The organism is Vibrio sp. Vb0598, from assembly GCF_033338935.1.
In the GTDB taxonomy this organism is placed as follows: domain Bacteria; phylum Pseudomonadota; class Gammaproteobacteria; order Enterobacterales; family Vibrionaceae; genus Vibrio; species Vibrio alginolyticus.
In genome coordinates, this window is record NZ_JAWOTP010000001.1 from 1 (window position 1) to 14,874 (window position 14,874).

Sequence of the window (14,874 nt, forward strand, 5' to 3'; positions counted from 1 at the left end):
GAAAGCACCGGTCTTGAAAACCGGCATACGTTAATAGCGTATCTAGGGTTCAAATCCCTATCTCTCCGCCACTTTTAAAAAAACCGCTGTTCTTACAGCGGTTTTTTTGTATCTGCTGTTTTTTAACCGCTGTTATCGAAACTTCTAATTGGTTTTTCTCTAGCTCTTTCTTCAAGTTTTTGCGTACCTACTTTGGGTTTAGTTTACGCAGTAATACCTTCAATCGAAGACATTTCCATACGCCATTTGGGCTTCAAATAGAGCTTTTTTAAGTCTCAACGTGGGATGCTTAAACGCATTTTGATAGAGTTCCAGTCTAAATACTGCGGATGCACTTGGAGAAAAAATGAAGCTACTTTACTGGTTAGATGAATGGCAAGCTCTTACTCAGCAAGAACAAGAGATGGCTTTACCTATCTCTGGCTACGATTTACTTGATGATGTATTTGTGAAGTATGAACTCGTCGATCTTAACAAGCCATTGTTATTCACATTTTCTCCTTCTGGTACTGATGTGCAGGTACAAGACTTAACTCCGGATTTTTCTCCTTGGGGCTACGAGCTCGGAATACAACAAAAAGTAAACATTATTGCCTTTCAACATTTAGGACAAAGTAATTGGTTCCGTAGTCGGAATTTGATTTTCTTTCTGGAGCAGCTATCTGAGTTGCTTCATCCCTTCAAATGTCGTTTGGGTTATGGGCAAAGTCGAGGTGGCTTTGCAATTGGCGCGTTCGCTAACTTGCTGAAACTAGAAAATCTTTTGTTGTTTTATCCTGTTAGCACAAAAAATAAAGCGTTAGTGCCTTGGGATGATCGGCCGAGTACTGAGCTTGCTCAGCAGTTTGCTTGGGAAAGCGGCTATCATGATAGAGATTTGGGCAATGCCAAAGGTTATATTATTTATGACCCATCCAATCGCATTGATCGTCTTCATGCTGAACGTTATCCCGAGCTTACCCATTTAAAAGTCGTCGGTATGGGACACGGCACTCAATTCGCACAATTAGATAAATTAGAATTTTTTAATCTGGTGGCGCAGGAGTTTGTTCGCCATCAAACCTTAGATATTGACCAATTTAATAAGCAAATTCACGCTTTGTTTTAAAAGAGGACTGATATCAGAGTCCCCTGTAACCAGGGGGAGATGATCACACACTAAAAACTAGATTTTTAACACAATTGCTAGGCGCAATTTAGATGGAGGATTAATGAAGTTACTGTACTGGTTGGATGAATGGCTGGTTCTTTCTCGTGAAGAACAGCAAACCAGGCTACCGATGTCCGGGGAGGACTTACTTGATGATGTATTTGTTAAGTATGAGTTTGTCGACCGCAATAAACCGTTGTTGTTCACCTTTTCCCCTGCTGGTACGAATCTACAAGTACAGGACTTACACTCAGACTTTGCGCCTTGGGGTTATCGCTTAGCCCAGAAACAAAAAGTAAATATTATTTCATTTCAGCATCTTGGGAAAAGTAACTGGTTTCGCAGCCGTAATTTGATTTTCTTTCTAGAGCAGCTATCAACTTTACTTGAGCCTTTTGAATGTCGTTTAGGTTATGGGCTTAGCCGCGGTGGTTTTGCTATTGGTGCCTTTTCTAATCTATTAAAGTTGGATCAAGTATTGATGTTTCACCCGGTCAGCACAAAAAACAAAGTGCTGGTGCCATGGGATGATAGGTCAAGTACTGAACTTGCCCAACAATTTGATTGGGAAGGAAAGTATCACGACCTCGACCTTGGCGATGCAAAAGGCTATATCATTTATGATCCAACTAATGAAATCGACCGCCTTCACGCCAAACGCTACCCAGAGCTCACTCACTTGAGAGTCTTTGGGATGGGACATGGTACCCACGCGACGTATTTGAATAAATTCGGTTTTTATAAGCAAGTGGCCGTAGACTTTATACGTTATCAGAAGATAGATATAGCGCAGTTTCGTCATCAGACCAAAACGCTGCGCTTAAAAGAAGATTACTATAAGTGCCTTAACAAGGCGAATGCGAGTTCACAGCATCGTTTAAACTTACTGAGTACCGCTCATAATGTACTAATTGAAGAAAAGAAAGAACATGTGAAAGAGCATCAAGCGCAAATCGATATTCAGCCACTTGTTGATATTGCACTTAAGCATGAGTATGACAACCCGCAAGATGCAGTACAGCTTTTGGAAGTCGCTCAGCAGTTGGTTCCGAATGATCCCGTTGTGGAGCACAAGTTGCAGCAACTGTCGTAACGTTGAGATGTAATGCGGACGATATTGGTCGAAATAGGTCAGTGGCTTTTGTCGCTGGCCTTTTTAATAGCTTATGGATTGATATTTCGATGAAATCTAATGAAGCAGTACAAAATAAAAAGCCCAAGCAAATGCTTGGGCTCAATAAATGTTAATGCGAGTTTTAAAACTCTTTTGGCGCAAAGCCTGTCATCACATCAAGGCGAAGTTCTTTACCAACTTTTGTTAATGGGTGAACGATTACTAAGCCGCGTACGCGTTTTTTCAGTTTGCCGATGTCCGCTTGTTCTGCTTTGGTGATTTCACGAGAGAAAGGCATATCAAGTAAGCTTTTACGTTCTTTGTTCAGCTCATAGTTTTGCTTGTGCTTTAACTGGTTAAGCTTTTTGGTAAGCTGTTCTACTTCATCCGTGAACTTTGTAATCATTTCGTGATCACCACGAGAACGTGCCGCATCAAGTTTACGTTGGCATGTATCTAAACGGTTGTGCAGCTTTTGAATATCAGTTTTTATGCTCATGGTAATTTGGCTCAAATTTTAAATAGTCGAGGAGTATAGCATAGCTGAGATCACACGCTCTACTATACTTCTCGATTGTCTGGCTTTAGTTAATCAGTTCATTGCCCGATACGTTACCAGAGAAAAAGGCTTCGACGTTATCAAGCGTCACAGAGGCAATATTATTCAGTGCTTCGTGAGTCAAGAATGCTTGGTGGCCAGTAAACAGCACGTTATGACAAGCCGATAAACGGCGGAAAACATCATCTACAATGACATCGTTAGATTTATCTTGGAAGAATAAGTCTTTTTCATTGTCATACACGTCTAGGCCAAGCGCACCAATCTTACCTTGTTTCAACGCTTCTATCGCCGCTAGTGAATCTAGCAACTCGCCTCGACTGGTGTTAATGATCATTACACCATCTTTCATTTGCGCGAAGGCTTTTTCGTTCAATAAGTGATAGTTTTCTTCACTCATTGGACAATGGAGAGAGATAATATCCGCATTAGCGTAGATTTCTTCAAGCGAACAGTAACGGGCTCCCATTTCTAGCGCTAATGGGTTTTCGTAGGGGTCGTAGCAAAGCAGTTCCATGCCAAGCCCTTTGAAGATACGCATCGTCGCGATACCAATCTTACCCGTACCAATAACACCAACGGTTTTTCCGAAAAAGTTAAAGCCAACAAGACCTTCTAGCGAGAAGTTGGCGTCACGTGTCCGTTGGTAGGCCTTGTGAAGGCGACGGTTTAGGCACATCATTAAACCAACCGTGTGCTCTGCCACTGCTTCTGGTGAGTAAGCAGGAACTCGAACCACTTGTAAGCCTAGTTCTTTGGCTGCTTGTTGATCAACTTTATCATATCCCGCGCAGCGCATAGCAATAAGCTTGGTCCCGCCCAGAGAAAGCTGTTTAAGGACAGGAGCTGAAAGATCATCATTAACAAACGCACATACGACATCACTGCCGTGCGCCATCTTGGCTGTTTTTTCGGTTAGTCGGAAGTCGTGATAGTGAAATTCAAAATCGCGGTTATTTTTAATTTTATTAAAAGAGGCTTCGTCGTAGGATTTTGCACTAAAAAAAGCAATGTTAATCATGGTTCCCTCTCAAAAAGTACGGACTTTATAAATAAATATGCTTATAAAGTAATGCAACTTAGCCGCAATGAATAGAGAAATCTTCTCTTTGACTTTTGTTGTATCAAACAACAACAAGAAGTACGCCTTTCAGCGAGTGCTATCTTACGGTTCCGCATTAGATACTGTTTGCTTTACGAGCATTAACTGACTAGCATTATCGCTCTTTTCTTGTTCACTTTATTAGCTTAGGCGTTACGACAATGTCAGTAAAATGGTTCTCTATGTTCTTGTGTTGTGTGTTTGCTTCGGGCACTCACGCAGCTGTTGACCTTGTTAAAGTCGACAAGTCTAAGCGTCGAATGTATTTGATGGAACAAGGAGCAGTGCTAAAAGAATACCGAATTGCTTTAGGAGCGAACCCGCAAGGACATAAACAAGAAGAGGGAGACAATCGCACGCCAGAGGGCGAGTACACTCTAGATTATGTTATAGAGGACTCTGCTTTTTATCGTTCTGTGCATATCAGTTACCCTGATGCGATTGATACGTTGGAAGCGAAGCGCCGAGGTGTGTCCCCTGGAGGGAACATCAAAATTCATGGCTTAAAAAACGGTGAGAGTCAGTTGCCGATTTACATCCAAAGTTTTGATTGGACTAATGGGTGTATTGCGATTACCAACGAGGAGATGGATGAATTTATCCAGCTTGTCGAGATGGGGACACCAATTCAGATTGAGTGGTAATAAAAGGTCCCCTTTAATGTTCTGGCTCTTATAGGCTATGGCATAAAGCGCTGTGGATGATCACTAAAAATACCGTCTAACTGAGGCAGGTATTTCAGTTTATTTGGATTGTTCACCGTATAGCACATCACTTTGTAACCGGCTTGTTGGAGTTTGTTTATCTGGCGAGTACGAACCCAGTTAATATTTAGGTTGCAGCTATAGGCACTAACTTCTTCCAAAAGGCGTTTATCTTTTCTCGTAAAGAATTCACTTAACACACCCAATCGGTAGCCACTGCAGTATTTGTGCATCGCTCTAATGACGTCATGACTAAAGCTCGATAGGAGTACATTCTCTTGCGGCATTGGACTTTTTGTTAACGCATTGGCGAGAGTCTGCGCCACTTCTTCCGCTGGATGGTTGTCTACTTTAACTTCGATATTCAAGTTAAGCTTATTCTCAGTAGCTAAAGTGAGCAGTTCATCTAGTGTCACGATCTTCTCGCCTGAAAAGTCTGTGCTAAACCAACTACCGAAATCTAATGCTTTTAAGTCTTCCAGGGTGAGCTCATCAACACGCCCTTGTCCATTGCTGCATCGATTGACGGTATGATCATGGCAAACCACTAAAACATTATCTTTGGTAGGCTGTATATCCACTTCCACCCACTTCAACCCCAGGTCAATGGCTGCCTGAATGCTTATTTTTGTATTCTCAGGATATGAACCTGCCACGCCACGGTGACCAATTAATAACGTTTCCATTCGCTTTATCTTTTGCTTTGCGGTTGCCAGATTGTACTCGTTTTTTCTATGAAGATATATCTAGGTGCATATTGTTAGGAACCTTTCGTAAAAGTGAACATTAAACTCTAATGGCACGTTGCTGCTTCTTGGACTGAGTCTTGTGGACTTAAAGCCTTAGAGTGTGTAGTTGTTTAATTGGTAAATGAGTAATAAAATGCGAACCATTTTTATTTGAATGGTGAGTGGTAATGTCACGAGTTTTGATAGTCGATGATGACGTTCCTTTGTGTGAGCTGTTAGAAGCGGTTTTGCAAGAGGAGGGCTACATCGTCTCTTCTGTACATTGCGGTGAAAGTGCGCTGCAATATATGGAAAAAACGCCTGTAGATCTTGTATTGCTTGATGTCATGTTACCAAACCTTAACGGCATGCAAGTTGCTCGTAGGATCTGTCAGCGCTTCGCGACACCTATCCTAATGCTTACCGCTCTCAACGATGAAAACTCGATGCTTGATGGTTACCAAGCGGGGGCCGATCAGTATATCGGAAAGCCTTTTAATGTCGCTGAGCTTCTAATGCGCATCAAAGCGATTCTTCGTCGTGTCGGCTTGGAACGTCAACGTCAGACGATGTGTAGTACCGTTCAAACGATCAGTGACCAGCTTAATAGCTTACCCCTCACAAGTACGGAAGCTGAACTATTGAGCTACTTGGTAAAAAACCAAGGAGTCGTGATTTCAAAAGCAGAGCTTCAAACCGAAGTGTTAAAGAAAGAGCTGAGTCCTTTTGATCGCAACCTTGATATGCACATCAGTAACATACGTCGCAAGTTAGTTGAAGCGGGGCTTTCCAAGCAACATATCAAAACCTTCCGTGGCAAAGGTTACAGTTATTTAGAGGCTGTAAACCGTTAATGAAGCTCCGGTGTCCACCTTTTATTGCAAAACGTAAAGATAGCTTAGCGTTCAAGTTATTTAGTTGCATGACCGCAATTGTAATTAGTATTTTGGTCGTGCAATCCTTAGCGGAACAAGCTCTGGTGAAAGCCATGTTGAAAGTGCCCGATAGTGTGCGAGAAGAAATGCTAGACCTTGCACATCAAGCCAATGTATTGATTGAGCACGGAGACATGGACGAACTTGCTGACTGGGCAAATGCGCAAAACTTTTATTTATTTGTGTTGAATGAACATCAGCAACCAGTTACGCACCGTCTGATGCATCCGCACTTCGAGTTCAAACTTCAATTTAAGAGAAGCATTGATGATCAACTTGAGGGGAAAGTGAATCGCCCCATCATCAATATTCCTTTAGTTCATGGCAATACTTTAGTGATTCAATTGCCACATCGACTGCACCCTGCAAATGACTTCATTCTGTATTTCTCTATTCTCAAAGTCGTGATTGCAGTGGTTATTTTGGCGCTCTTTTCGCTGCTAATGGCACGTAACTTACAGCAACCATTGGATCGATTGAGAGAAGCAAGCAAAAAGCTATCTAATGGCGATTTTAATGTCAGTGTCGTGAAAGAGCTGAAGTCGAGCACGCGTGAGTTTAACGAGTTAGCGCAAGATTTCGATCACATGACGCAACAGATTCATTCTCTCGCTGAAAAGCAGCGACTGCTTATAAGAGATGTCTCTCACGAATTGAGAACGCCGTTAGCGAGGCAGAACTTGGTTCTGCATCTTTTGCGAAAGCGTGTTGGAGAAAGTGAGCAAAGTCTAGTGACAAGGCTAGAAGATGAAGCAAAAGAGCTAAACCATTTGATCAGCGATATATTGGAGTTCAGTCGCTTGGAAAATGCGCGCTTCGACAAAGCCACGAAACGCTGTGATTTAGAAGTTTTGCTCTCCCCGCAAGTAGAGCGTTGCAAAATAGATTTGAAGTCAGAACAGACGTTGTCTTTCCGCTCAGAAGCTGTATGTGCTAAAGCCATTTGTGAAGAAACGCTCGTCATTCGTTGTTTGAACAATCTTATTGGTAATGCCATTAAATATTCAGGACAAGCATCTCAGATAGAAGTTTCTCTGGAAAATTATGTCAAAGAAGGGCAGCAGTTCACCATCATGTCAGTATCTGATGATGGGCCTGGTATTCCAGATAACAAGCTGGTCGATATTTTTGATCCGTTTACGCGCTTAGATGCTTCTAGAGATAAAAAGCTTGGTGGCTACGGTTTAGGTCTTGCGATTGTCAAAGAATCCATGCGTATTATGGGTGGAGCAGTTACGGCGAAAAACCGTGAGCAAGGTGGTCTGAGGGTTACTTTAGTGTTCAAGCAATAAGTATGATTAAGTCGTAATTTTTGTGATTAATATCACATTATCATGGCGCATCATCAGAGAGTACTTTACAAAAGTTTGCAAATGCAAAGAATGTAAATTTAATGCAAATGGTAATACTTATCACTTATATTCACCCGCGAAATAATTAAGAGGGAATCGCATTCAACAAGTATGTGACCCGAAAAATAATAATCGGAGTGAAAGGATATGTTTACTAAGAGCCATTTGGCGTTAGTGATCGGTGCAGTGTTAGCAACACCTGCAGTGGCGGAAGTTCAAACAGACGAACATGTAGTTGTAGAAGGTCGAGAGTTCGGCTACAAGGCAGATACAAACAGTACAGCAATGCGCATGGAAATGACGCAGCTGGAAACGCCGGGACAAGTAGCGGTTATCGATGAAACGGTAATTGATGAGCAGCGTGCAAGTACACTTGGTGAAGTGCTACGTAACGATGCAAGTGTTAGCGCGGGTGGTACAAGCCGTAACCGCGAACGTTTCTCTCTACGTGGTTTTGAACTTAGCAGTTCAGACGGTTTTCTTCGTGATGGTCGTCAACACTGGTCACATTACCGTCAGCCAATTGAGCTTTTAGAGCGTGTTGAAGTGCTTAAAGGTCCATCAGGTCTGCTATACGGCAAATCTGAGCCGGGTGGCTTGGTAAACATGGTTTCGAAAAAACCAACAACTCAAACACAAGCAAGTTTGAGTCAAGATCTAGGTTCGAATGATCACTCACGCACTGTGCTTGATGTGAGTGGCGCACTAAATGATGCAGAGACACTGCGTGCGCGCGCAATTTTTGCCAAAGAAAGCTACGGCTCTTGGCGCAGATACGGCGATGGTACAGAGCCAGAAACAGATCGTACGGTAGCGGGCCTAGTGGTTGAGTACGACATCACCGACAACTTTATGGTATCGGCTCATTACGATCGCACGAAAGACGATGGTAGCGTGGACTCTGGCGCATACATTGTTGATGGCAAAGCGGTTCGCGGTGATAAGTACATTTGGGATGCGCAGTGGTCTGAAATTGATAACGAAGTAGAAAACTACGGTGTCGATATTAATGCGCAAGTCACGGATAACGTGAACGTAAAAGCAGGTTACAACCGTCAAGACTTTAAGCGTTTTGATGTGGAGTCTTACCCAGGTTTCGAAACTTATGACCAAGATACTAAGATCGACCATTCTGGTAACGAACGCAAAGATAATTGGGTGTTTGATACTGCATATATAGATGTGACGACGGACTTTTCTCTGTTTGGTACAGATAACACGTTTTTGGTAGGTGCGAACTATCTAGAGTATACCTATGACCGTTTCCAAAAGTATTACAACCCTATAAGTATAGAAGCCGGTCAGACAGTGCCTCGTCCTGGCTACTCAGGGAAAGTTAAACAGTCCACAAGCGAGCACGATACTTGGGGTATCTACGCGCAAAATATGATGACGATTAATGATTACTGGCAAGTGCTTGCAGGTGTTCGTTATGACGAAAAGCGTGATGATGACCTGACCGAAAACCAGGTTTCTCCAAAATTTGGTGTAATTTTCCACCCAGCGACGAATGGCTCGGTTTACGTTCAGTACTCTGAAAGCTTTATGCCGCAAGGTGAAGTCAGCAGTGGTCGTGGCAAAAAGTATATCAATGATGGTGAGAAGCTAGACGCAGAGCGTGGTATCTCTTACGAGATCGGAACTAAGTGGGAACTGTTTGATCAGCGCTTATTTGTATCTGGTGCAGTGTTTGATATCACGTTAGAGAACATCTCGCTGGATGTTGAAAGCGGCAAAGACGCGGGCGGCAATCTCCTACACAAGAAAACGCAAGGTGGTGAGCAAGTTCACAAAGGTGCTGAGTTAATGGCTCAAGGTTTTGTGACCCCAGAGTTGTCGCTAACGGCTTCTGCAATGTATTTGGATGCAGAGTTGACGAAAGCGGATAAAAAATTCGAGGGTAACCGCCCTGTAGACGTGCCAGAGTTCTCGGCAAGTCTATGGTCTAGCTACAAGGTTCAAGACAACACTAACTTAAACCTTGGTTTGATTTATGAAGGTGATCGCTACGGTGATGCAAAGAACACCTTCAAGAAAGATGGCTACGCTCGCGTTGATATGGGCGTGTCATACAAACATAAGTACGATGAAAACTTGGATATCATTGCTCGATTCAATGTCGAGAATTTATTCGATACCGACTACTTCGCAGGTGGTGGTAGCACGAATAGCGAGCAAAAAGGTGCGAGTGGGGTTGTGGTTGGAGAAAGCCGCAACTACATGGCAACAATCCAGTTCAAGTACTGATAACAATTTGATTATTAGAGGGGAAGGGTAGTCTTCCCCTTTGGTCGTTTTTGGAACACAGAAATATAACTCGTATGAATCTAATGAAATCAAGTATCGCTCTGTTGATATCATCGGTTTTGATTCCCGCTCACGCGGCGAACTTAAACGATGCACAAGCTGTGCAGAGTAAAACAAACCAGTCGTCGGCGGTAAGCCAAAAACGTATTGATGCAAGCGCAGAAAAATCACTTACTCTAGAAGCTGAAATTGAGCAGCTGCAAGAGGAAGTCGGTAACTTGAAGATTTATCGCGATCATCTTGCAAGCCTTGTTGAAAGTCAAAATCAAGAAGTTGATAGCTTGAACGAGCAAATTGAGCAGATTGCTCAAACTCGTCAAGGTGTCGTGCCTTTGATGTATCACATGCTTGAGGGCTTAAAAGTGCTCGTCGCTAACGACAAGCCTATACGCAAAGCGCAACGTGAGGAGCGAATTGCAAAGCTGGATTCCATGATGACGCGTGCAGACGTTGCGGATGCAGAGAAGTTTCGTCGTATTTTAGAAGCGTACCAAATTGAAATGGATTACGGCACCAAGCTTGGCGTTTACCAAGGCAAGATTAACCTAGGTGACAATGAAGCTGTGGAGGCGGACATTCTCTATTTAGGGCGTTTGTCTTTGGTAGCGCGTAGCTTATCTGGTGACACATTTTGGAGCTGGCAACAGCAACAACAAGCATGGCAACAAGTGGGTTCTGAGCAAAAATCAGAGCTAGACAAAGCGTTCGCTATGGCGAATAAACAGATCGCGCCGAGCATGTTAACTCTACCAGTGTCGTTAACCGCTGCGGAGGGCAAATAAATGATGAAAAAATGGTTATCGGTTGCATTAATCTCGACAGCCGCATTAATGCCTCATACAACTCTTGCTAGTGATGCGTTGTTACAAAAGGCGCAGCAAGAAAATCGTCAACAGCAATCGCACAATGTCGCGCGTGAATCAGGTTTTAAGCAAACAGAGCAAGAGCTACAGGCTATAAAGAATAAATTGGTGGCAGAGCGGGCTGCTCTTCAAGCAGAAGCGGACTCATTAAGTGTTACCTTCGGTGAAAATGAAGCAGAACTGGCACAGCTAGAAGAAAAGTTGCGTCTAGAAACCGGGAGCCTAGGTGAGTTATTTGGCGTCGTTCGCCAGAACGCAAAAGAGCTAGAGTCTGAGCTAAAAAGCTCAGTAACCGGTGTAGATGCAAACTCATATCAGAAAGATATCGATGCTATTGTTGCGGCTAAATCACTGCCAACGTTGACCCAACTTCAGGCGATGTGGCGCAGCATGGAAGAACAAATCAAAGCAAGCGGTGAAATGGCAAACGTCTCTTTCACACTGCTAAATGGCGAAGGTCGTGAACAAACGGTTAATGGTGTTCGTCTTGGTTCTATGGCGCTGCTAGATGAGACTGGCTACGTTAAGTGGAATGGTCAACGCGGAGACGCGGTAAACTATCTTCGTCAGCCTGAGAACGGTCCAACAGCGAATACTATTTCCTCTGGTGACATTGATGCACTTGTCATTGATCCGTCACGTGGCATTCTTCTTGAACAGCTTGCAAACTCACCGACTTTGGCTGATCGCCTAAATGCGGGTGGCGTTGTCGGTAAAATCATCCTTGGTTTATTGGCTATCGGCCTATTGATTGCGCTCGTACGTGGTGCATCACTGATGATTTCGCGCCAGAAAATCATGAAGCAGCTGAAAACCCCAGCTCAGCCAGGAAACAACCCTTTGGGTCGCGTGCTTGCGGTATACCAGAAAGACAAGCATCGCAGCGTAGAAGCGTTAGAACTACGTCTTTTGGAAGCTGTTGTTGATGAGCAAACCCACCTAGAAAAAGGGTTGTCGATGCTTAAGCTTCTTGCTGCTCTAGCTCCTATGCTTGGCCTACTAGGCACGGTAACGGGTATGATCGAAACCTTCCAAGTCATCACTCAATTTGGTAATGGTGATCCGAAAGTAATGGCGGGTGGTATTTCAATGGCACTTGTGACTACCGTACTTGGCCTTGTTTCAGCCATGCCTTTGCTATTAGCGCACAACGTATTGAGCTCTCAAGCAGAAAATATTCGCAGTATCTTAGAAAAACAAGGCATCGGTTTAGTTGCAGAACAAGCTGAGCGTGATATGCCGAATAACAAAAGTCACTCTAACACCTTAGCGGAGAACGCAGCGTAATGGAGCAGATCCTACTCAGCACATTGGGTTTGATCAGTGAGGATTGGGCCACAACCTTGACGAGCTTTATGCAGCAAGGTGGTCAAATCCTATGGTGGCTGGCCGCCGTCGTGGCGGTGTGCTGGCTGTTGGTTATGGAGCGAGTTATTTATCTCACAACGGTTTTCCCTGGGGTAAAAAAACAGCTTTGTGAGCAGTGGCACGCAAGATCAGAGCACCACTCTTGGTACGCGCATCAAATCCGTGAAGGATGGATTGCAAAAGCGCAAATCGAACTACGCCAAAACCTATCGACTATTAAGCTACTTGTGGCGGTTTGCCCAATGCTAGGGTTGTTAGGGACGGTGACAGGCATGATTACGGTGTTTGACGTAATGGCATCGCAAGGCAGCAGCAATCCGAAATTGATGGCTTCTGGTATCTCACTTGCTACGCTGCCAACCATGGCAGGTATGGTAGCAGCGCTTGCGGGCATGTTTATTCATGCTCGCCTTAGCAAAGTGTGTGAACGAAAAGCTATCCAGTTAGAACAATCTTTAAGGAGTCAAAAGTGAGACTCGGACGCAGACCTAACCAACAAGATGAAGCTCAAGTCGATTTAACCTCGATGCTTGATATCGTCTTCATCATGTTGATCTTCTTCATTGTGACCAGTTCGTTTGTACGTGAATCCGGTGTAGAAGTGAATCGCCCTCAGGCTTCTAATGTAGTAAGCCAAAAAGATGCGGGCATTTTTATCGCAGTAACGGCAGCGAATGATGTGTACATTGACAAACGAGTGGTTGATATTGAGCGTGTTGAGGCCTCTATTGAGCACCTGTTACTTGATCAACCTGATGCCTCGTTAGTTATCCAAGCTGACGAGCATGCTTACAATGGCACTGTCGTGAAAGTGATGGACGCTGCAAAGGCGGCGGGTGTGAAGAACATTGCATTGGCGGCGGAGAAACCTTAATGGGCAGGCTGTTACTTGCACTACCAGCATCACTGTTAATTTCTGTGAGCTTGTTTAGCTTTATGGCGTGGATGGTTGATAAAGGCAACCAGCGTGCACCAGAAGCTTCAGAAGCCGTTCGTTTTGATATGGTGATGGTAGAGAATGAAGCAGACGTGCAGCGTCGTCAACGTTCAGTGCCGGAGCAACCAGAACCACCTCAAGCGCCGGAGCCAATGGATCTATCTCAAGCTGATACTCAAATGGAACCAATGAGTCAGATGACGCCAGTCAGTGCTTTAGGTTTAAACACTGCCCTTGAAGGCATTGCGATTAGCGCCCCAAACTTGAAGGGAACAATGGGCAACCAGCAAGCACTGCCGTTGTATCGTGTTGATCCTCGCTATCCAAGTAAGGCGCTGAAACGTAGAGTGGAAGGTTATGTCATTATGCGTTTCACGATCGATGCAACTGGACGACCAAAAGATATTGAAGTGATCGAGGCTGAGCCCGAGCGCATGTTTGAAAGGGAAGCAATCCGTGCGCTTAAAAAATGGAAGTATCAGCCAAAAGTTGAGGATGGTGTGTCAATTGAGCAGTTCGGACAAACCGCTAAAGTGGAGTTCAAGTTAGCCAAATGATGAAAAAATTCTTAATCGGTACGGTATTAAGCCTGAGTGCACTCTCAACCATTGCCAGTGAGTTAAGCCAATACACCGCAGCGAGAGTTCAACGAGCACACAACTTGGCTCAAGAGGAGAAACTAAAAGAAGCGATTTCATCTCTTGAAGCTATGGAGCTTTCTCGTGGATATGACCAAGCTTATGTTGCTCGAATGTTGGGTATTTTTTACTGGCAGAACGAGCAAACTCAAGCGGCGATTAAGCAACTTGAGTTGGCAGTCAATAGTGGTTTGCTACAAGATGAGCAAGCATGGCAAACCCGAAAAATGTTGGCTGATATACTGCTGAACGAGCAACGTTTTTCTAAGGCGTTACCTCATTACTATGCCTTGAGCCAAAACATTCCTAAAGGTCAACAAGCGCATGAGCTATGGCTACGTATTTCCCAATCTCATTATCAACTGAGTCAGTGGCAAAAAGTGCTTTCAGCAATGGCTCGTTATGAGAAATTTGGTCAGCCAGACAAGCTTGGCGCATTGTCGATAAAGCTTTCTGCTGAGCTAGAACTGAAAAAGTGGAAGCCGGCAATCTCGACCATCAAACGCTTAATCGTGATTGAACCTGAGCGAATTGAATGGTGGCGTCAGCTTGTTGCTCTATACCTACGGGTTGATGACAACAAACGTGCCCTAGACTCTTTGGCGTTGGCAAAACTGAAAGGGTTACAACTTAGCCAAGATGACTTAAAGCTGCTGGCACAATTGTACGCGAAACGAGGTATTCCTGAGAGAGCTGCGTTGGTGATGAACGAGCTAGAGGATGTAAACTCGAATAGTAAGCTAAAAGCTCAGCAAGCAACGTATTGGCAAATGGCAAAAGAGTGGGAAGAGTCTATTGATAGCTGGCGTATTGCAGCTCAGCTAGATAGGCAGTATTACTGGAACTATTCTCAACTGTTGGTGCAAGAAGGCCATTATAAAGATGCCATTGCCGCGCTCGATAATGTCAGAGGTCGTAAAGCGGATGTTGCACTTATCAAAACTCGCGCTTACTACAAACTTAAGCGGTTTGACGATGCGCTCGCTAATGCCAAAAGAGCGAATGAGATTAAGCCATCGAATCAGGCAAAAAGTTGGGTTAAGTATCTATCTCAGCTACGCAAAGTAGAATCGACGCAGAACTCATAGCGAACATTTTTATTAAATACCCGAGCTCA

The 14,874-nt window shown here is 44.0% G+C and carries 15 protein-coding genes; 12 read left to right on the top strand and 3 right to left on the bottom strand.

All coding sequences use genetic code 11. The annotated features are described in order from the left end of the window. The first annotated feature begins 346 nt into the window (after positions 1-346). On the top strand, positions 347-1,108 hold the full coding sequence (locus R7Q38_RS00005) for a cytosolic protein (RefSeq protein ID WP_239939311.1): 762 nt from the start codon (positions 347-349) through the stop codon (positions 1,106-1,108). A gap of 103 nt (positions 1,109-1,211) precedes the next feature. Further along, positions 1,212-2,243 carry a cytosolic protein gene (locus tag R7Q38_RS00010; RefSeq protein WP_104976326.1) on the top strand — a complete coding sequence of 344 codons (1,032 nt, stop codon included), beginning with the start codon at positions 1,212-1,214 and terminating at the stop codon, positions 2,241-2,243. Positions 2,244-2,406: 163 nt separating this feature from the next. Here the strand turns inward: R7Q38_RS00010 and R7Q38_RS00015 are convergent, their stop codons facing one another. Both R7Q38_RS00015 and R7Q38_RS00020 read right to left on the bottom strand, forming a co-directional pair. Further along, entirely contained in the window at positions 2,407-2,763 is a 357-nt protein-coding gene (locus R7Q38_RS00015) for a YibL family ribosome-associated protein (protein WP_005374274.1), read from the bottom strand. Between the two features lie 85 nt (positions 2,764-2,848). After that, complete coding sequence (locus tag R7Q38_RS00020) at positions 2,849-3,844, bottom strand: 2-hydroxyacid dehydrogenase (protein WP_054579202.1); 996 nt, start codon at positions 3,842-3,844, stop codon at positions 2,849-2,851. A 242-nt stretch (positions 3,845-4,086) separates the two neighbouring features. On the opposite strand from R7Q38_RS00020, the gene R7Q38_RS00025 reads away from it, so the two are divergent. Then, entirely contained in the window at positions 4,087-4,569 is a 483-nt protein-coding gene (locus R7Q38_RS00025) for a murein L,D-transpeptidase family protein (RefSeq protein WP_005374271.1), read from the top strand. A 35-nt stretch (positions 4,570-4,604) separates the two neighbouring features. Here R7Q38_RS00025 and R7Q38_RS00030 read toward each other — a convergent pair whose 3' ends face one another. Beyond that, the gene (locus R7Q38_RS00030; RefSeq protein ID WP_017819703.1) at positions 4,605-5,315 is read right to left on the bottom strand and encodes a glycerophosphodiester phosphodiesterase family protein; all 711 of its coding nucleotides are present in this window, start codon (positions 5,313-5,315) and stop codon (positions 4,605-4,607) included. Positions 5,316-5,545: 230 nt separating this feature from the next. On the opposite strand from R7Q38_RS00030, the gene R7Q38_RS00035 reads away from it, so the two are divergent. From R7Q38_RS00035 to R7Q38_RS00075, 9 genes are all read left to right on the top strand, one after another. Further along, positions 5,546-6,211, top strand: a complete 666-nt coding sequence (locus tag R7Q38_RS00035; protein WP_005386018.1) for a response regulator transcription factor — start codon at positions 5,546-5,548, stop codon at positions 6,209-6,211. Further along, positions 6,211-7,584, top strand: coding sequence for a sensor histidine kinase (locus R7Q38_RS00040; RefSeq protein ID WP_136976329.1), 1,374 nt, complete (start codon positions 6,211-6,213; stop codon positions 7,582-7,584). Before R7Q38_RS00035 ends, R7Q38_RS00040 begins: the two co-directional genes overlap by 1 nt. A gap of 207 nt (positions 7,585-7,791) precedes the next feature. Then, positions 7,792-9,891, top strand: coding sequence for a TonB-dependent siderophore receptor (locus tag R7Q38_RS00045; protein ID WP_053304676.1), 2,100 nt, complete (start codon positions 7,792-7,794; stop codon positions 9,889-9,891). A 74-nt stretch (positions 9,892-9,965) separates the two neighbouring features. Continuing rightward, positions 9,966-10,733, top strand: a complete 768-nt coding sequence (locus R7Q38_RS00050; RefSeq protein ID WP_025998693.1) for a DUF3450 domain-containing protein — start codon at positions 9,966-9,968, stop codon at positions 10,731-10,733. Continuing rightward, on the top strand, positions 10,734-12,101 hold the full coding sequence (locus tag R7Q38_RS00055; RefSeq protein WP_239938517.1) for a MotA/TolQ/ExbB proton channel family protein: 1,368 nt from the start codon (positions 10,734-10,736) through the stop codon (positions 12,099-12,101). Continuing rightward, positions 12,101-12,655 (top strand): MotA/TolQ/ExbB proton channel family protein, encoded by a 555-nt coding sequence (locus tag R7Q38_RS00060; protein WP_005374258.1) that lies wholly within the window; start codon positions 12,101-12,103, stop codon positions 12,653-12,655. The genes R7Q38_RS00055 and R7Q38_RS00060 overlap by 1 nt, the downstream gene beginning before the upstream one ends. After that, positions 12,652-13,056 (top strand): ExbD/TolR family protein, encoded by a 405-nt coding sequence (locus R7Q38_RS00065; protein ID WP_005374257.1) that lies wholly within the window; start codon positions 12,652-12,654, stop codon positions 13,054-13,056. The genes R7Q38_RS00060 and R7Q38_RS00065 overlap by 4 nt, the downstream gene beginning before the upstream one ends. Next, positions 13,056-13,676 (top strand): energy transducer TonB, encoded by a 621-nt coding sequence (locus R7Q38_RS00070; RefSeq protein WP_005374256.1) that lies wholly within the window; start codon positions 13,056-13,058, stop codon positions 13,674-13,676. Before R7Q38_RS00065 ends, R7Q38_RS00070 begins: the two co-directional genes overlap by 1 nt. Continuing rightward, positions 13,673-14,845, top strand: coding sequence for a tetratricopeptide repeat protein (locus tag R7Q38_RS00075; protein ID WP_213903174.1), 1,173 nt, complete (start codon positions 13,673-13,675; stop codon positions 14,843-14,845). The genes R7Q38_RS00070 and R7Q38_RS00075 overlap by 4 nt, the downstream gene beginning before the upstream one ends. Positions 14,846-14,874 lie beyond the last annotated feature (29 nt).